The sequence below is a fragment of the Sphingomonas sp. genome, from assembly GCF_023266535.1.
Taxonomy (GTDB): domain Bacteria; phylum Pseudomonadota; class Alphaproteobacteria; order Sphingomonadales; family Sphingomonadaceae; genus Sphingomicrobium.
Genome location: NZ_JAHFPY010000006.1, coordinates 39703 through 54897, shown reverse-complemented (window position 1 = coordinate 54897; position 15195 = coordinate 39703). Strand labels below are relative to the sequence as shown.

Here is a 15195-nt window from a genome sequence, read left to right as displayed (position 1 = left end):
TTGACCACGCTGACACCGACGCCATGCAGGCCTCCGCTGGTCGAATAGGCTTTGCCCTCGAACTTGCCGCCCGAATGCAGGGTGGTGAGGATCACCTCCAGCGCCGACTTGCCCGGATATTTGGGGTGCGGGTCGACCGGAATGCCGCGGCCATTGTCGAACACGCTGAGGCGGTTGCCGGGCTCCAGCGTGACCTCGATCCGGCTGGCATGGCCGGCGACGGCCTCGTCCATCGAGTTGTCGATCACCTCGGCGGCGAGGTGGTGCAGCGCGCGCGCGTCGGTCCCGCCGATATACATGCCGGGACGGCGCCGGACCGGCTCGAGGCCTTCGAGGACCTCGATCGCGGAAGCGTCGTAACTGTCGGTGGGTGTGGCGGAACCGGAAGCGAAAAGATCGGACATTATAGGAACGCTATAAGCAAGCCATTCGCGTGAAGTCACGCACGAGTTGAGTCGGTCAACCGATGGTTGATTTGAAGTCGCACCTATGTTATAACGAACGTATGAACAAGCCCTTGAAACTGGTGCCGATTGGCAATTCGACCGGCGCAGTGTTTCCCAAGGAAATGCTGGCGCGGCTGCATGTCGATCGTGGCGACCAGCTTTATCTCACCGAAGCTCCTGATGGCAGCTATCGGATCAGTGCTTACGACCCTGAATTCGCCCGTCAGATGGCGCTGGCGGAGACGATTATGCGCGAGGACCGCGAGATTTTGCGCGTCCTCGCCAAATGAGCTGGATCTGGATAGGGATTGCCGTCGCCGAAGCCGTGCATGATCGGCAGCTTGCCGAGCATGGCGGTGCAGAAGGCGTCCGCGACAAAGGTGCCCTCGAATCCGCACTGGCCCGGCCGCAAAACCTAGCGGCCTACGAAGAGCCGGACGCGGCCGCCCTGGCCGCCGCCTATGCCTACGGCGTGGCGCGGAATCATCCCTATGTGGATGGCAACAAGCGGACAGCCTGGGTCCTGGCTAGACTATTTCTCGCCGCCAACAACATTGGCCTGGGGTTCAGCCGGGAGGCGGCCATTCAAGCCATGCTGGCCCTCGCCGCAGGGGAGTTGAGCGAGGACGAGTTGGCTGACTGGTTCCGCGAACGGATCGCCTAGCGAACGCGCGGGCCGCCATAAGGCAGCGGCGGCGGTGGACGCCGGTCGCGGCGCGGCAGCTGGGCCTGGTAGGCGACGCCGCAGTGGTCGACGCAATAGGGATAGCCGGGGTTGGACGCCTTGCCGCAGAAGTGGAAGTCGGGCTCGCCCGGATGGCCCATCGGCCAGCGGCAGACGCGATCGTTCAGATCGAGCAGCGAGGTCTTGTCGGCGACTTCGGCGCTGGGCTTGGCCGGAACCAGCCGGCGCGGCGGCGCGGGCGGGATTGGTGCCTGGGTGTCGCCGGGGCCCTGGCGGATGAAGCCGCCGGGACCGACCGAACGATACTGGATATTCGGTTCGGCCACCTTGGCCGACGGGGGCGCGCCGGCGAAGTCAGCCCGGGGCGCTTCGGCGGCCGGCTCGCGCGGCTCGGCTGCTACCGGCGCGGCCTTGGGCGAGGGGGCAGGCTTGGCGGCCTTGGGGGCCGGCGCGGCCTTGGCTTTCTTTTCTTTTTCCTCGCCCGGCTTCACCGGCGAAGGGCGCGATTCGAGGCCAAGGCGATGGGCCTTGCCGATCACCGCGTTGCGGCTGACGCCGCCCAGCTCGTCGGCGATCTGGCTGGCGGTGGCGCCCTTGGTCCACATCGCCCTGAGGCGCTCGATGCGCTCGTCGGTCCAGCTCATTTGAGAACTTCACTCCATATTCGTTGTGTCGCCCCAGTTGTCTTAGGCGCACGGTGCCGATAGGCGATTGCCCTGTGAACGACCAGACCCCCTCCTGGGTAAGAAGCGAGCCGGGCAAGCCCAGCCTTGAAGGCGTCAACTGGGGCGGCCTTAAGACCCTCTATATCAAGGAGGTGCGCCGGTTCTTCAAGGTGCAGATGCAGACCGTGTGGGCGCCGGCGGTCACGACGCTGCTCTACCTGATCATTTTTACGGTCGCGATGGGCCGCTCGGGCAGGCTGGTGCTGGGCGTGCCGTTCGCCGATTTCATCGCGCCCGGCCTGATCGTCATGGCGATGATCCAGAACAGCTTCGCCAATTCGAGCTTTTCGCTGCTGGTCGGCAAGATCCAGGGAACGATCGTCGATTATCTGATGCCGCCCCTGTCGACCGGGGAACTGATCGCCGGGCTGGTCGGCGCGTCGGTCACCCGCGCCTTCCTGGTCGGCTTCGCGGTGTGGATCGTGATGAGTTTCTGGCCGGGCGTGCATGTCGGCATCGCCCACCCCCTGTCGGTGTTCTGGTTCGGGCTGATGGGTTCGCTGATGCTGGCGTTCCTCGGCCTTTTGACCTCGATCTGGGCCGAGAAGTTCGATCATGCCGCGGCGGTCACCAATTTCGTGGTTGCGCCGCTGTCGTTGCTTAGCGGCACCTTCTATTCGGCCGACCAGCTGTCGCCGACATTTCGGGCGATCAGCCACGCCAACCCCTTCTTCTACGTCATCTCCGGGTTCCGGCACGGGTTTCTCAGCGAAGCCGATTCGCCCATCTATGTCGGCGCGGTGGTGCTGGCGCTGATCAACATCGCCCTGTTCGCCGCCTGCTATTCGCTGCTGAAAAGCGGCTGGAAAATTAAAAACTGAGCCTGAGCCGCCGAGCGTAACGCAAGCGGACCCCGGACTTGATCCGGGGGAGCGTCGTTACGTCGAGAGATGGCGCAGGCCGGCCGACGGGTCGGCGCAGCCGAACCCGATCGACGTCACGCGATTCACTCGCGTGACGGCATTCAAGCCAACGCCAGCTAAGTCGGCGCGGAATGAATCCGCGCCGTCGGTCCTGTCGCCCTGCGGGCGCAGGCCGTCCGCTCCTCGCCGTCTCTTCGACGTAAGCTCCCGTCTGCTTTGCAGAGCGCTCGCTTACGCTCGGCGGCTCGGATGTGAACCTCCGATAACGGGCGCGTTCAGGACCACCTCACGCCGCGCATCCTAGAACCTAGGCATCAACAGCTCGAAGGAGAGCAGTAATGCGTAAGTTTATCATTGCCGCGGCGCTGGCCGCCTCAACGCTCACCGCCGCCGCCCCGGCTGCCGCGCAATATTATCCGCAGCCTCAGGGCTATGGGTATAACGGTGGCTACAACGGCAATGGCTATAACAACAATTATGGCCAGGTCCGTCGCCTCCAGGCCCGGATCGACCAGCTTCAACACCAGATCAGCTGGCTCGACCGCCGCGATATATTGAGCGAGCGCGAAGCGCACCGGCTGCGCGAGGAGTCTCGTGGGCTGGAATATCGCTTGCAGCGTGCCGCCCGTTACAGCCTCAACAGCCGCGAGCGCTATGACATCGAGCGCGGCATCCAGCGGCTCGAGTATCGCATCCAGCGCGAAGCCCGTGACGGCAACCGCTACGACCGCCGCTGGAGCTACAACGACAACCGCGACCATTGGGGCGACCGCGACAATTGGCGCGATCATGATCGCGACGGCCGCAACGACCGTTATGAGGATGACCAGGGCCAGGACCACGACGACTAAGCTTTGGGCTTCTAGCCTCGGTAAAGCGTAATGTTGCGTAAGGGAGGGGCGGCTTCGAAAGGAGCTGCCCCTTTTCTCATCGGCCCCTACCGTTCGGCGGGGTGAAACCAGATACATCGCCGATGACCCGGCCGCCTTGGCCCATGCCGCCGATCGTGTAAAAACGACCATCGGCTTCCAACAGCCCGCGATGGTCCATGCTGGGCTGCGGCTTTGGACCCAGGTCGGTCCAGCGGCCAAGCTTGACATTGAAGGCAAAGGTGCGGGCGCTGGGGTTGGCCGGCGTCCCGTCATAGCCGTCGCCGTTATAGTTGTAGGCGGTCTCCGATCCGCCAGCGAATATGACCTTGTCGCCGGAGGAGGCGCCGGTGGCGGCCATGCGATAGAGCGGCGCGCCGGGATGCGGCGGCAGGCGCTGCCATTTGATCTTCTCCGGATGGTCTGCGTCGATCTTGCCCATCCAGGCGCCATCCCCAAGCTTGAAGCGCGCCTTGCCGGTGACTCCAGGGAGAACCGTCACGCCGTCGGCGATGACGAACCGGTTGCCGACGATGCCGCCAGCATGACCGAATACCGGAGCGCCAGGCCAGTCGGTCGCGCGGAACCAGCGGTCATTGATCCTGTCATATACCTGGACCAGCCGGACATTGTCCTTCTCGTGCCAGCCGCTGACGAGATAGATGTAGCGCCCGTTAAAGGGCAGGGCGACGCTGTCGTCGACCGGAACCGGGATGGGCGCGCGAGCCGCATAGCTGCCGGTCCGCGGGTCGAAAGCGTACACGTCCGGAGCTGAAACCTCGGTTCCGTCCGCCGCCACTGAATAGCCGCCAAACAGGTAGATTTGTCCTTTCAGGCCGACGGCAATGCTGGCGAGCCGACCCTGCGGCACCGGCACGTCAGGCAACGCGCGCCATTTGCCAGCCTTCAGGTCGAGCTCGAACGCGTCCCTGCTGATATCCGCAAAAGTCTTGCCTCCCTTGAGGCCCATGAAGCTGAAGAAATGAGTCCCGCCGTTTATGGTCAAGCGAGCAACCGCGTTGTTGCTGTGAGGTATTGGCAGGGCAGGCGCATTGGCCGGCTCCGCCGCCAACGGCTGGAAGAAGACCATGCCTAGCAACCCTACTGCAAACAGTCTCCGAGCAGTCATGCATCCTCCGATCCGCAGTGACATCGTGTACGGGCCGGGCATTGGCAAGCAGCGTCCGCCCATAAGGCTATTCAATCGACGCGTTGCCAAATCCGGGTTTCGTTTGATCGCCGTCATGGCTATAGGCTCGCCAAGGCGGCTGGCTTTCAGCCGCCTTTTGCCTTTTGAAATCGCTGACCAAGGAGCCCTCATGGCTATCACGCCGCTCATGCCCGTTTACCCGCGTTCGCCCGTGCGGCCGGTAAGGGGAGATGGGGTCTATCTCTATGGCGAGAATGGCGAGAAATATCTCGACTTCGCCGCTGGTATCGCGGTCAATCTGCTCGGACACGGCCATCCGCACCTGACCAAGGCGATCCAGGACCAGGCGGCGACGCTGATGCATGTGTCGAACCTGTACGGATCGCCCCAGGGCGAGGCGTTCGCCAAGCGTCTGATCGACCATACCTTCGCCGACACGGTGTTCTTCACCAACTCGGGCGTCGAGGCAGTCGAATGCGCGATCAAGACCGCACGCCGCTACCACCATGCCAAGGGCAACCCGCACAAGCACAATCTGATCACCTTCTCCAACGCCTTCCACGGCCGGACCATGGCGACGATCAGCGCGACCGATCAGCCCAAGATGATCGACGGCTTCGCGCCGCTGCTGCCCGGGTTCACCGTCGTCCCCTTCGACGATCTCGACGCGGCGCTGGCGGCGATGGACGAGAACACCGCCGGCTTCCTGCTTGAACCGATCCAGGGCGAGGGCGGCATCCGCCCGGCCGGCAAGGAATTCATCCACGGCCTCAGGAAGGCCTGCGACGACAATGATCTGATGCTGGTGTTCGACGAAGTGCAGTGCGGCGTTGCCCGCACCGGCTATCTCTACGCCTATGAATATTATGGCGTGACGCCCGACATCATGTCGTCGGCCAAGGGCATCGGCGGCGGCTTCCCGCTGGGCGCCTGCCTTGCCACCGAGAAGGCAGCCTCCGGCATGGTCATCGGCACCCATGGCTCGACCTATGGCGGCAACCCGTTGGCGATGGCGGCCGGCCAGGCGGTGTTCGACGTCGTCGCCAATGACGAGTTCCTGGCCCATGTTCGCACCATGGGCGAGCGGCTGCGCTCGGCGCTGGAGCAGATGCTCCCCAACCATGACCATCTGTTCGACAGCGTGCGTGGGCTTGGCCTGATGCTCGGCATCAAGATGAAGACCGACAGCCGCGCCTTCGTCACCTATCTCCGTACCAGGGGCATCCTGACCGTCGCCGCCGGCGACAATGTGGTGCGCGTGCTCCCGCCGCTGAACATCGACGAGAGCGATATCGCCGAATTCGTCGAGGGCCTGTCGGCCGCAGCCGCGGAATACGACGTCCCCGAGGCCGCGTAGCGGTGCGCCATTTCCTCAACCTGTCCGATGCGGGCGGGGATGCCGTCGCCACGATTTTGAACGAGGCGATGGAGAGGAAGGAAAGGCGGGCCGGCTGGCCCACGGGGAAGGTCGATGCCGACCGGCCGCTCGACGGCGTCGTCCTGGCGATGGTGTTCGAAAAGAGCTCGACCCGGACGCGGATGAGCTTCGACCTGGCGATGCGCCAGCTCGGCGGCTCGGTCATCGTCCTGGAAAGCAATACCTCGCAGCTCGGTCGGGGCGAGACCATTGCCGATACCGCGCGGGTGCTGTCGCGCTTTGCCGACGCGATCATGATCCGCACCGACCATCACCAGAAGGCGGTCGAGCTGACCCAGCACGCCACCGTGCCGGTGATTAATGGGCTGACCGATTTCTCGCATCCCTGCCAGCTGCTGGCCGACATGCAGACCGTGATCGAGCATCGCGCCAAATTGGCAGGATCGCTCTGGGCGTGGATCGGCGACGGCAACAATGTCTGCAACTCGCTGATCGAGGCGGCGGCGCTGATGCACTTCGGCCTGGCCGTCGCCACGCCGAGCCAGTTCGAGCCGGATGTCGGCATGTGCGCCATGGCCGCGACCCGCGACGACATCTATTTCGGCTGCGATCCCGCCGAGGCGATCGACGGCGCCGAAGTGGTGGTGACCGATGCCTGGGTTTCGATGGGCCAGGAGGGCGACGAATATCGCGAGGAGGCGTTCGCCGGCTTCCAGGTCGACGAAGCGCTGATGGCCCGAGCTGCGCCAGGCGCGACCTTCCTCCATTGCCTGCCCGCTCATCGAGGCGAAGAGGTCAGCGACGGCGTCATCGACGGGCCGCAGTCGGCGGTGTGGGACGAGGCAGAGAACCGGCTGCACGCGCAAAAGGCGCTGCTGATGTGGGTGATGGGGAAGATCTAGTTCACCTCCCCATCGAGGGGAGGGGCTTCAACTTGTGCGCAGACTGCCTGCCCCCTATCTGCCACCGAAATGACCGAGATTTCGCTTAAAACCGACGTCGCGCTGGGCGTCACCGTACCGTCGCGACACGCCAGGGGGCGGGCCGCGCGGATCGGTCCCGCGCTCGACCAGATCCTCGCCAATCATGGCTATCCGCCGGTGCTCGAGCAACTGCTGGCCGAGGCGCTGGTGCTGACCGCGCTGCTCGGCTCGCTGCTCAAGGACCCGAGCGGCCAGCTCACCATCCAGGCCCAGACCGAAGCCGGGATCGTCGACCTGCTGGTATGTGACTATTTGGGCGGGGAATTGCGCGGCTATGTCCGCCACGATCCGGAGCGGCTGGCCGAGGCGGGGCCCAATCCGACGCTCTTCTCGCTGTTCGGTCGCGGCTATCTCGCCATCACCTTCGACCAGCCGGCGATGAACGAGCGCTACCAGGGCATCGTCCCGCTCGAAGGAGAGGGGCTGGCCGAGGCCGCGCAAAGCTATTTCGCTCAGTCCGAGCAGATCCCGTCGATCGTCCGCCTCGCCGCGAAGAAGGACGAGCGTGGCTGGGTCGCGGGCGGCCTGATGTTCCAGCATTTGCCCGAAGGCGAAGAGGGCCGCGACCGGCTGCACACCAGGCTCGACCATCCCGAATGGCCCCATGTCGCGGTGCTGGTCGGATCGGTGAAGCCCGAGGAGCTGACCGATCGCGATCTGCCGCTCGACGACCTCATCTGGCGCCTGCTGCACGAGGAGCCGGAGGTGCGGACGCTTCCGCCGGTCGCCCTGGCCAAGGGTTGCCGCTGCAGCCCCGACTATATCGCCTCGGTCATCGCCCGCTTCCCACCCGACGAGCGCGCGGCGATGGTCGGCGAGGACGGGCTGATCCGCGTCGATTGCGCCTTTTGCGCATCAAGCTTCCCAATCGCCGCGGAAGCGGCCTAAAGTTACGCTAGGTTAAGGTGCCTGTGGTATATGCCTGGTGATGCGTGAAGGGGTTCGAATCGGCCTTGCGGCCACCGTATTTCTTTCGGCTGGCCTGTTGGCGGCCACGTTGCCCCATGCTCTGGCACCGGCGGCCGGCGGGCTGTGGGAGGTCAGCACCAGCGCGACCGGCCATAATCCGACGCGGCTGTGCGTGGCGTCGCCCGACATATTGGCCCAGTTCGAGCATCGCAACGGCCGCTGCACGCGCTCCGTGATCCGCGATCGCGGCACCAATGCGGAGATCAGCTATACCTGCGCCGACGGCGGCTTTGGCCGATCCGTGGTGACTCTGGTGACGCCGCGCTCGCTGACCATCGACACGCAGGGAATCTCGGGCGGCCTGCCGTTCCATTACAAGCTGTACGCGCGCCGCGCCGGCGATTGCCAGCCCGGACATCTGGCCCGCCGTTAAGCGGCCTTTAACCATGAATCGGCTAGGAATCGGCTCGTGCCCTTCTTCGGCACGCTTTCCTCCCTTTCGGGCATAGGCCCGAACAACTGGGCCGCCCGTTTCGCGCGGCCCTATTTTTTTGTGCCTGCCGCGCCTATCTGCGCCGGCAAATGAGCAATGAATATGAGAAGTCAGCGGTGGTGCTGCTGTCCGGCGGGCTGGATTCGATGGTCTGCGCGGCCCTGGCGCGCGAGGCCGGCTATTCCGTGCTGGCGCTGACCATCGACTATCACCAGCGCCACCGCGTCGAGCTGGAAGCGGCCAGGCGGATCGCGGCCGAGCTGGCCGACAAGCACATCGTCCTGCCGATGGACCTGACCGCCTTTGGCGGATCGGCGCTGACCAGCGACGTCGCGGTGCCGAAGGACGGGGTCGGCGAGGGAATCCCGGTCACTTACGTCCCGGCGCGCAATACGGTGTTCCTTAGTCTCGCGCTGGCCTGGGCCGAGGCGGCGGGCGCCCGCGACCTGTTCGTCGGCGTCAATGCCCTCGACTATTCGGGCTATCCCGATTGCCGGCCCGAATTCATCGCCGCGTTCGAAGCGCTGGCCAACCAGGCGACCAAGGCCGGGGTGGAGGGCGACGGCTTCACTATCCACGCTCCGCTGCAGCATATGACCAAGGCCGACATCGCCAGGGAGGCGGCGCGCCTCGGCCTGGACGCCGGGCTCAGCCATAGCTGCTACGATCCCGCGCCGGACGGCGGTGCCTGCGGCCTGTGCGATGCCTGCCGCCTGCGGGCCAAGGGGTTCGAGGAGGCAGGACTGCCCGATCCGACGCGGTACGTTGCAGCATGAGCTACGCAGTCAAAGAGGCCTTCCTGACGCTACAGGGTGAGGGCGTGCAGGCCGGCAGCCGCGCCGTGTTCCTGCGCTTTGCCGGCTGCAATTTGTGGAGCGGGCGCGAGGCCGACCGCGCGACGGCCCAATGCAATTTCTGCGACACCGATTTCGTCGGCACCGATGGTCCGGGCGGCGGAAAATTTGCCGGTGCCGAACGGTTGGCGGCGCATATCGAGGCGCTGTGGGGCTCGGAACAGGACCGGCGGCTGGTTGTGATTACCGGCGGCGAGCCGATGCTCCAGCTCGATACCGCATTGATCGAGGCGCTACATGCCCGCGACTTCCGGGTCGCGGTCGAAAGCAATGGCACCATCGCCGCCACACCCGGGATCGACTGGCTGTGCATCAGCCCCAAGGCCGGCACCGACGTGGTCCAGCGTTCGGGCAATGAGCTGAAGCTGGTCTGGCCGCAACAGGGGATCGACCCGGTCGACCTCGAAGGGTGGGGCTTCGACCATTTCCTGGTCCAGCCGATGGACTGCGCCGAGACGCAGGCCAGCTATGATGCCTCGATCGCGCTTGCGATGGGACGGCCCAAGTGGCGGCTGGCGCTGCAAGCGCACAAGGTGGTCGGCCTCAAATAGAAAGGGGCCGCCGGATTGCTCCGGCGACCCCTTCCAAATACCATGAGCCGCTTAGGAGCGGCCCAACGCCAGATTACTGGGCGTTGGTGGTCGTAGCGTCCATCGCGTTGGCGTCGGTCGCGTTGGCGTCCGCAGCCATCGCGGTATCCGCATTGGCGGTCGCGTCGATGGCAGTGGTGTCATTGGCGACGACGTTCTCGGTGGTGAGGGTCTCGTCGACATTCGTCGTGTTCTCAGCGGCTTCGTTGCTGCTGCAAGCCGAAACCGCCAGGGCCGCACCAGCGACCAGGATCAAAGCACGCATTCAAAACTCCCTTGATTGTCAGACCTGCTTGGCGGCTGCCCCGCCTTCGCAAATCGCGGGCACAATAGTCGGGAGCATTGCGCGCCTCAAGCGGCTTGTGAGATATCTCTTAAATTATTGAGAAATGAGGGAAATACCCGCTTCAGCGCATCATCAAGCCGCTCCATCGAGCTGTCGCGGCCAAGCGCCGCCAGGCTGGTGACGCCATATTCGGCGATGCCGCAGGGCACGATTCCGCCGAAGTGGGATAGGTCCGGAGCGACATTGATCGAGAAACCGTGGAGGGTGACCCAGCGCTTCACCCGGACCCCGATCGCCCCGATCTTGGCCTCGGCCGCGCCCTCACCGGTCCAGATGCCGATGCGCCCGGGTTCACGCCTGGCCTCGACGCCGAGCTCGGCCAGCGCGGCGATCATCCAGCCTTCGAGCGAATGGACAAAGCAGCGGATGTCACGCCCGCGCTTTTCGAGGTCGAGGACGAGGTAACCGACCCGCTGGCCCGGCCCATGATAGGTATAACGCCCGCCGCGGCCCGCCTCGAACACCGGAAAGCCGTCAGGATTGAACAGCTCGGCCGGATCGGCGCTGGTGCCGGCGGTGAACAGCGGCGGATGCTCGAGCAGCCAGACCAGCTCGCTCGCCGCGCCGGCGCGGACGGCGGCGGCGCGTGCCTCCATCTCGGCCAGCGCGGTTTCATAGGGAACGAGGCCTTCGCTGACCTTCCATTCGATGCCGTCGATCATGGCGCGCGACATGGCCCTGCAGCGCCGCCGGGGCAAGGGCGTTGCCAGCGCCGGTCCGGCTCCGCATAACAGCGGCACGCAATTAACGGGGTGAGCCATGAGCAGTCTATCGATCGGCAGGGCATGGGACGAAGCCAAAGCCGCGCTACAGGCGCATCGCCGGCTGATCGTCCCGATCGCGCTTGGCCTGATCCTGCTGCCGGCGGTGATCGCCTCGATGGTCGAGCCGCAGGTTGCGCCTGGCCAGCAGCCGCCCGCAGGCCTGTGGATGCTGGTAGTGCTGGCGATGATCATCGTCATGTTTGTCGGCCAGCTGGCGATGGTCCTGCTGGTCAACGGCTGGAGCGGCAGCGTCGGCGAGGCGATCGGCCAGGGCGCGCGCCGGGCGCCGACCTTGATCCTCGCCGTGCTGATGATTGGTGTCCTCGTCATCCTCGCCTTCTCGGCGATCCTGGCGATCAGCATGGGCCGGTCGGTCGAAAGCGGCCAGTTCGACTGGTCGGGCGTCAGCGGAGTTGGCTGGCTGCTACTCTGCCTCGCCGCGGTGGCGCTGCTCTACGGCTCGGTCCGGATCATGATACTGGTGCCGGTGGCGGCCAGCGAGGCGATCGGCCCGATCGCCACCATCCGCCGGGCCTTCGCCCTGACCGGCGGCCAGTTCTGGCGGCTGCTGGGGTTTGTCCTGATGCTGACGGTTGGCTTCTTCGTCGTCGCGCTGACCGTCGGCGCGGTGATCGGCGCGCTGGTCACATTGCTGTTCGGACGGCCCGAGCCCTGGTCGATTTCGCTACTGCTGGTGGCGCTGACCGGCGGGCTGGTCCAGGCCGGCTTCGTGATGGTCTACACGTCGATGCTGGCGCGGATCTATGCCCAGCTCAGTGCCGGGCAGGCGCATGTTCCGGACGTCAAGCAGGAGGGCTGATCGCTAGCTCCACTTCGCCAGCGGCGGCAGGCTCATCAAGATGGCGTCGATATTGCCGCCGGTTTTGAGCCCGAACAATGTCCCGCGATCGTAGAGCAGGTTGAATTCGACATAGCGGCCGCGAAATTGGAGCAGCGTCTCGATGTCGGCGTCGGTGAACGGCATGTCCATTCGCGCCCTGACGATCTTCGGGTAGATGTCGAGGAACGCCTCACCGACGTCGCGGGTGAAGGCGAAATGCTCCTCAAAATGGCCTTCCAGCCGGTCGTAGAAAATGCCGCCCACCCCGCGCGCCCGCTTGCGGTGGGGTAGCCAGAAATACTCCTCGGCCCATTTCGAGAAGCGCGGATAGAAGGTCGGGTCATGCGCGGCGCAGGCGGCGCGCAGGCGGGCATGGAAGGCGTCGGTATCCTCTTGATAGGGGATCGCCGGATTGAGGTCGGCGCCGCCGCCGAACCAGCGTCGCGTCGTCGTCAGAAAGCGGGTATTCATGTGCACCGCCGGCACATGCGGGTTGGCCATGTGCGCGACCAGGCTGATGCCGGTGGCGAAGAAGCTGGGGTCCTCTTCCGCTCCCGGGATTTGCCTGGCGAATTCCTCGGAAAAGCTGCCGCCGACGGTCGAGACATTGACCCCGACCTTTTCGAACACCGTGCCGATCATCTGCCCGCGCACCCCGCCGCCGCCCGGCGTGCCGTCCTCGTCGGTCCGCTCCCAGGGAATGAACTCGAACTTGGCGTCGCTGCCCGCCTCGCGCTCGATCGCCTCGAACTCATCGCAGATGCGGGTGCGCAGCGCCTCGAACCAGTCGCGCGCTTCCTGTTGCTGATTGTCGAGCGGGGTCATGCGGGCAATCCATCGGTCTGGCGCAGCGCCTCACCCAGGGCGAGCGCGACGGCGGTGGCAAGGTTGAAGCTGCGCACTTCGGCGCGGATCGGCAGCCTCAGTTTCATGTCGCTCGCCGCCGCGACCTCGGCCGGAACGCCGCCGCTTTCCTTGCCGAACAGCAGCAGGTCATCGGCTTCAAAGGCGAAGTCGTAAGGCGAGGCATTTGCCTTGGTGGTGAACAGGATCAGCCGCCCCGGCGTGGTCGCGCGAAAATCCGCGAACGAGGCGTGCCGCGTCACATCGACATGGTCGATATAGTCCATCGCCGTCCGCCTGACCCTTTTGTCGTCCCATGGAAAGCCCAATGGCTCGATCAGGTCGACCGCCACGCCCATGCAGGCGCCAAGCCGCATCACCGCTCCGACGTTGCCGGCAATTTCGGGTTCGAACAGGGCGAGCCGCATGCCGCGCCGATAGTCCGGCAGCGAGTCACTTCACAAGGGCAACAATTTGCCCATTTGCAACTTCAGGGTGAGACGCTATCAGGCCCGCCAACCGCTCGGGGTTCTCCCTTGCGGGCCGTATTTGATGCCGTTCGGCATCGCGCGAAATTTCGGTCTTAAGGGTGAGCATGGCCACGTTGGAAGAACTCAACGCCGCGAAAGTGGAGGGCGACCATAGCCTCCGCCGTCGCGACTTCATCAACATCGCCGCCGTCAGTTTCGCCGGCGTCGGCGCGGTCGCCGTGGCGATCCCGCTGGTCAACCAGATGAGCCCGCCGGCCGACGTGCTGGCGCTGGCTTCGACCGAGGTCGACATTTCAAAGATCGCGCCGGGCCAGGCGATCAAGACCAGTTGGCGCAAGCAGCCGGTGTTCGTCCGCAACCTGACCGGGGCGGAAATCGCCGCCGCCAAGGCCGTGCCATTGAGCGAACTGCGCGATCCGCAGACGCTCGACGAGCGGACCAAGCCGGGCAAGGAGAATTGGCTGATCACGCTCGGCGTTTGCACCCACCTCGGTTGCGTTCCGCTGGGCACCGGCGAGGGCGAGAATCGCGGCGACTACGGCGGCTATTTCTGCCCCTGCCACGGATCGCATTACGACACCGCCGCGCGCATCCGCAAAGGCCCGGCGCCGCTAAACCTGCATGTGCCGGACTATGCGTTTACGTCCGACACCGTCGTGACCATCGGTTAAGGGGGTAACCGTCATGAGCTTTGCCTGGGCCAAGCCCTACGAACCCAAGACCGAGCTGGGCCGCTGGTTCGACCAGCGCATGCCGCTCCCGCGGCTGGTCTATAACGCGGTCGGCGGCGGCTATCCGGTGCCGCGCAACCTCAACTATGGCTGGAACTTCGGTGTCCTCAGCGGCATCTTCCTGACCATCCAGATCGTCACCGGCATCGTCCTGGCGATGTGGTATTTCGCTTCGGCCGACGGCGCGTTCAATTCGATCGAGCACATCATGCGCGACGTCAACGGCGGCTGGATGATGCGCTACGCCCATATGAACGGCGCCAGCTTCTTCTTCATCGTCGTCTACATCCACATATTCCGGGGCCTCTATTACGGCTCCTACAAGGCCCCGCGCGAGCTGGTGTGGATGCTCGGCCTGGTCATCTACCTGCTGATGATGGCCACCGCCTTCATGGGCTATGTCCTCCCCTGGGGGCAGATGAGCTATTGGGGAGCACAGGTCATCACCGGCTTCTTCTCCGCTTTCCCGGTGGTCGGCGAGCCGATCCGCGTCTGGCTATTGGGCGGCTATGCCCCCGACCAGGCGGCGCTGACCCGCTTCTTCTCGCTGCACTATCTGCTGCCGTTCGTGATCGCCGGCGTGGTCATCCTCCACATCTGGTCGCTGCACATCCCCGGATCGGGCAACCCGACCGGTGTCGATGTGAAGACCGAGAAGGACACGCTGCCGTTCCACCCCTTCTACACCGCCAAGGACGGTTGGTTCGCTGCCGCCTTCCTGACCGCCTATGCGGCGGTGATGTTCTTCATTCCCAATGCCATGGGTCACGCGGACAATTACATTCCGGCCAACCCGCTGGCGACGCCAGCGCACATCGTTCCCGAATGGTATTTCTGGCCGTTTTACGCGATCCTGCGCGCCTTCACCTCCAACTTCCTCGGCATCGACGCGAAGCTGTGGGGCGTGCTGGCGATGTTCACCTCGATCTTGCTGCTGTTCTTCCTGCCGTGGCTCGACAAGTCGCCGGTCCGGTCGGGCGCCTACCGCCCGGTTTTCAAGCGCTTCTTCTGGCTGCTGCTGCTCGACGTGGCGATCCTCGGCTATTGTGGCGGATCACCAGCCACGCCGATCTTTGTCGCGTTCTCGCAGCTGGCGACGGCTTATTATTTCGCGCATTTCCTGATCATCCTGCCGCTGGTCTCCAAATATGAGACCCCGCTGCCGCTGCCGAACTCGATTTCGGAAAGCGTGCTGCACGGCACGACGGCGCCAGCGAACTAAGGGGGTAAGGTT

Annotated in this window: 20 protein-coding genes; 13 read left to right on the top strand and 7 right to left on the bottom strand. The window is 64.9% G+C overall.

Annotation, left to right across the window (positions count from 1 at the left end; all coding sequences use genetic code 11):
* On the bottom strand, positions 1-407 hold a 407-nt coding region (locus tag Q0C64_RS01710; RefSeq protein WP_294120372.1), incomplete at its 3' end, for an ATP-binding protein.
* A 98-nt stretch (positions 408-505) separates the two neighbouring features.
* On the opposite strand from Q0C64_RS01710, the gene Q0C64_RS01705 reads away from it, so the two are divergent.
* Together Q0C64_RS01705 and Q0C64_RS01700 are read left to right on the top strand one after the other, a co-directional pair.
* Positions 506-736, top strand: a complete 231-nt coding sequence (locus Q0C64_RS01705) for an AbrB/MazE/SpoVT family DNA-binding domain-containing protein (protein WP_294120368.1) — start codon at positions 506-508, stop codon at positions 734-736.
* The gene (locus Q0C64_RS01700) at positions 733-1110 is read left to right on the top strand and encodes a type II toxin-antitoxin system death-on-curing family toxin (protein ID WP_294120367.1); all 378 of its coding nucleotides are present in this window, start codon (positions 733-735) and stop codon (positions 1108-1110) included. Before Q0C64_RS01705 ends, Q0C64_RS01700 begins: the two co-directional genes overlap by 4 nt.
* Here the strand turns inward: Q0C64_RS01700 and Q0C64_RS01695 are convergent.
* Positions 1107-1775 carry a GcrA family cell cycle regulator gene (locus Q0C64_RS01695; RefSeq protein ID WP_294120366.1) on the bottom strand — a complete coding sequence of 223 codons (669 nt, stop codon included), beginning with the start codon at positions 1773-1775 and terminating at the stop codon, positions 1107-1109. The two genes, Q0C64_RS01700 and Q0C64_RS01695, sit on opposite strands and share 4 nt — an antisense overlap.
* A 74-nt stretch (positions 1776-1849) precedes the next feature.
* On the opposite strand from Q0C64_RS01695, the gene Q0C64_RS01690 reads away from it, so the two are divergent.
* Together Q0C64_RS01690 and Q0C64_RS01685 are read left to right on the top strand one after the other, a co-directional pair.
* Positions 1850-2677, top strand: a complete 828-nt coding sequence (locus Q0C64_RS01690; protein ID WP_294120365.1) for an ABC transporter permease — start codon at positions 1850-1852, stop codon at positions 2675-2677.
* Positions 2678-3057: 380 nt separating this feature from the next.
* Positions 3058-3570 carry a hypothetical protein gene (locus tag Q0C64_RS01685; protein WP_294120364.1) on the top strand — a complete coding sequence of 171 codons (513 nt, stop codon included), beginning with the start codon at positions 3058-3060 and terminating at the stop codon, positions 3568-3570.
* Positions 3571-3646: 76 nt separating this feature from the next.
* On the opposite strand, the gene Q0C64_RS01680 is transcribed toward Q0C64_RS01685, so the two are convergent.
* Positions 3647-4558: a hypothetical protein gene (locus tag Q0C64_RS01680; protein ID WP_294120363.1), complete on the bottom strand. Its 912-nt coding sequence runs from the start codon at positions 4556-4558 to the stop codon at positions 3647-3649.
* A 349-nt stretch (positions 4559-4907) separates the two neighbouring features.
* Between Q0C64_RS01680 and Q0C64_RS01675 the strand changes: the two genes are divergently transcribed.
* The 6 genes from Q0C64_RS01675 (at position 4908) to queE (ending at position 9906) form a co-directional block, all read left to right on the top strand.
* Entirely contained in the window at positions 4908-6095 is a 1188-nt protein-coding gene (locus Q0C64_RS01675) for an aspartate aminotransferase family protein (RefSeq protein ID WP_294120362.1), read from the top strand.
* 2 nt (positions 6096-6097) lie between these two features.
* Positions 6098-7018 carry an ornithine carbamoyltransferase gene (gene argF / locus Q0C64_RS01670; protein WP_294120361.1) on the top strand — a complete coding sequence of 307 codons (921 nt, stop codon included), beginning with the start codon at positions 6098-6100 and terminating at the stop codon, positions 7016-7018.
* A gap of 69 nt (positions 7019-7087) precedes the next feature.
* Positions 7088-7987, top strand: coding sequence for an Hsp33 family molecular chaperone HslO (locus Q0C64_RS01665; RefSeq protein WP_294120360.1), 900 nt, complete (start codon positions 7088-7090; stop codon positions 7985-7987).
* Between the two features lie 109 nt (positions 7988-8096).
* Positions 8097-8441, top strand: a complete 345-nt coding sequence (locus tag Q0C64_RS01660) for a DUF3617 family protein (RefSeq protein WP_294120359.1) — start codon at positions 8097-8099, stop codon at positions 8439-8441.
* A 137-nt stretch (positions 8442-8578) separates the two neighbouring features.
* Entirely contained in the window at positions 8579-9277 is a 699-nt protein-coding gene (gene queC / locus Q0C64_RS01655; protein ID WP_294120371.1) for a 7-cyano-7-deazaguanine synthase QueC, read from the top strand.
* Positions 9274-9906: a 7-carboxy-7-deazaguanine synthase gene (queE, locus tag Q0C64_RS01650; RefSeq protein WP_294120358.1), complete on the top strand. Its 633-nt coding sequence runs from the start codon at positions 9274-9276 to the stop codon at positions 9904-9906. The genes queC and queE overlap by 4 nt, the downstream gene beginning before the upstream one ends.
* Positions 9907-9979: 73 nt before the next feature.
* Here queE and Q0C64_RS01645 read toward each other — a convergent pair whose 3' ends face one another.
* Together Q0C64_RS01645 and lipB are read right to left on the bottom strand one after the other, a co-directional pair.
* A complete protein-coding gene (locus Q0C64_RS01645; RefSeq protein ID WP_294120357.1) occupies positions 9980-10210 on the bottom strand; it encodes a hypothetical protein in 231 nt (76 codons plus the stop codon).
* Between the two features lie 86 nt (positions 10211-10296).
* Entirely contained in the window at positions 10297-10953 is a 657-nt protein-coding gene (gene lipB, locus Q0C64_RS01640) for a lipoyl(octanoyl) transferase LipB (RefSeq protein ID WP_294120356.1), read from the bottom strand.
* Positions 10954-11050: 97 nt separating this feature from the next.
* Here lipB and Q0C64_RS01635 point away from each other — a divergent pair, with 97 nt between their 5' ends.
* Positions 11051-11875: a hypothetical protein gene (locus Q0C64_RS01635; RefSeq protein ID WP_294120354.1), complete on the top strand. Its 825-nt coding sequence runs from the start codon at positions 11051-11053 to the stop codon at positions 11873-11875.
* A 3-nt stretch (positions 11876-11878) separates the two neighbouring features.
* On the opposite strand, the gene hemF is transcribed toward Q0C64_RS01635, so the two are convergent.
* On the bottom strand, positions 11879-12721 hold the full coding sequence (gene hemF, locus Q0C64_RS01630; RefSeq protein WP_294120353.1) for an oxygen-dependent coproporphyrinogen oxidase: 843 nt from the start codon (positions 12719-12721) through the stop codon (positions 11879-11881).
* On the bottom strand, positions 12718-13167 hold the full coding sequence (locus tag Q0C64_RS01625; protein WP_294120352.1) for a tRNA (cytidine(34)-2'-O)-methyltransferase: 450 nt from the start codon (positions 13165-13167) through the stop codon (positions 12718-12720). The genes hemF and Q0C64_RS01625 overlap by 4 nt, the downstream gene beginning before the upstream one ends.
* A 167-nt stretch (positions 13168-13334) precedes the next feature.
* On the opposite strand from Q0C64_RS01625, the gene petA reads away from it, so the two are divergent.
* Together petA and Q0C64_RS01615 are read left to right on the top strand one after the other, a co-directional pair.
* Positions 13335-13901, top strand: a complete 567-nt coding sequence (petA, locus tag Q0C64_RS01620) for a ubiquinol-cytochrome c reductase iron-sulfur subunit (RefSeq protein ID WP_294120351.1) — start codon at positions 13335-13337, stop codon at positions 13899-13901.
* A 13-nt stretch (positions 13902-13914) separates the two neighbouring features.
* Entirely contained in the window at positions 13915-15183 is a 1269-nt protein-coding gene (locus Q0C64_RS01615) for a cytochrome b N-terminal domain-containing protein (protein WP_294120350.1), read from the top strand.
* The last annotated feature ends 12 nt before the right edge of the window (positions 15184-15195 follow it).

What these genes read in the sequence shown, in the direction of transcription:
- Q0C64_RS01665 (WP_294120360.1), top strand. Translation starts at nt 7,088, where the DNA reads ATGACCGAGATTTCGCTTAAAACCGACGTCGCGCTGGGCGTCACCGTA.
- Q0C64_RS01705 (WP_294120368.1), top strand. Translation starts at nt 506, where the DNA reads ATGAACAAGCCCTTGAAACTGGTGCCGATTGGCAATTCGACCGGCGCA.
- Q0C64_RS01680 (WP_294120363.1), bottom strand. Translation starts at nt 4,558, where the DNA reads ATGGGCCTCAAGGGAGGCAAGACTTTTGCGGATATCAGCAGGGACGCG.
- Q0C64_RS01635 (WP_294120354.1), top strand. Translation starts at nt 11,051, where the DNA reads ATGAGCAGTCTATCGATCGGCAGGGCATGGGACGAAGCCAAAGCCGCG.
- Q0C64_RS01625 (WP_294120352.1), bottom strand. Translation starts at nt 13,167, where the DNA reads ATGCGGCTCGCCCTGTTCGAACCCGAAATTGCCGGCAACGTCGGAGCG.
- hemF (WP_294120353.1), bottom strand. Translation starts at nt 12,721, where the DNA reads ATGACCCCGCTCGACAATCAGCAACAGGAAGCGCGCGACTGGTTCGAG.
- Q0C64_RS01615 (WP_294120350.1), top strand. Translation starts at nt 13,915, where the DNA reads ATGAGCTTTGCCTGGGCCAAGCCCTACGAACCCAAGACCGAGCTGGGC.
- Q0C64_RS01675 (WP_294120362.1), top strand. Translation starts at nt 4,908, where the DNA reads ATGGCTATCACGCCGCTCATGCCCGTTTACCCGCGTTCGCCCGTGCGG.
- lipB (WP_294120356.1), bottom strand. Translation starts at nt 10,953, where the DNA reads ATGATCGACGGCATCGAATGGAAGGTCAGCGAAGGCCTCGTTCCCTAT.
- Q0C64_RS01695 (WP_294120366.1), bottom strand. Translation starts at nt 1,775, where the DNA reads ATGAGCTGGACCGACGAGCGCATCGAGCGCCTCAGGGCGATGTGGACC.
- Q0C64_RS01700 (WP_294120367.1), top strand. Translation starts at nt 733, where the DNA reads ATGAGCTGGATCTGGATAGGGATTGCCGTCGCCGAAGCCGTGCATGAT.
- petA (WP_294120351.1), top strand. Translation starts at nt 13,335, where the DNA reads ATGGCCACGTTGGAAGAACTCAACGCCGCGAAAGTGGAGGGCGACCAT.
- Q0C64_RS01645 (WP_294120357.1), bottom strand. Translation starts at nt 10,210, where the DNA reads ATGCGTGCTTTGATCCTGGTCGCTGGTGCGGCCCTGGCGGTTTCGGCT.
- Q0C64_RS01685 (WP_294120364.1), top strand. Translation starts at nt 3,058, where the DNA reads ATGCGTAAGTTTATCATTGCCGCGGCGCTGGCCGCCTCAACGCTCACC.
- queE (WP_294120358.1), top strand. Translation starts at nt 9,274, where the DNA reads ATGAGCTACGCAGTCAAAGAGGCCTTCCTGACGCTACAGGGTGAGGGC.